This window comes from Aquimarina megaterium XH134 (assembly GCF_000520975.1).
Lineage (GTDB): Bacteria > Bacteroidota > Bacteroidia > Flavobacteriales > Flavobacteriaceae > Aquimarina > Aquimarina megaterium.
In genome coordinates, this window is the sequence record NZ_JACB01000170.1 from 1 (window position 1) to 308 (window position 308).

At 38.6% G+C, this 308-nt stretch carries 1 protein-coding gene; it reads right to left on the reverse strand.

What is annotated here, in order from left to right:
• Positions 1–308, reverse strand: a 308-nt coding sequence (locus tag Z053_RS29700) for a condensation domain-containing protein (protein ID WP_152538413.1), incomplete at both ends; no start/stop codon positions are given.

Consider the following 308-nt stretch of genomic DNA (forward strand, 5'->3'; position numbering starts at 1 on the left):
TCAAAAGGAGCTAATTGATGATCATACGCATCTAATGTTGTTTCTTTTACGCTCTCTAAAACTTCCTTAAAACTAGGATTCCCTCCCAAATCACTGCGAAGTGCCAGTGTATTAACAAAGAAACCAATCATATCTTCTAACTCAGATTGAGTACGATTGGCGATAGGACTACCTACACAAATATCTTCCTGACCACTATAACGGGATAACAACACCTTGAAAGCGGATAACAAAACCATATATAAGGTAGCTCCCTCATCTGTACAAAGCTCTGATAGCATGCTACTCAAATCAGCATTCAACGTAAG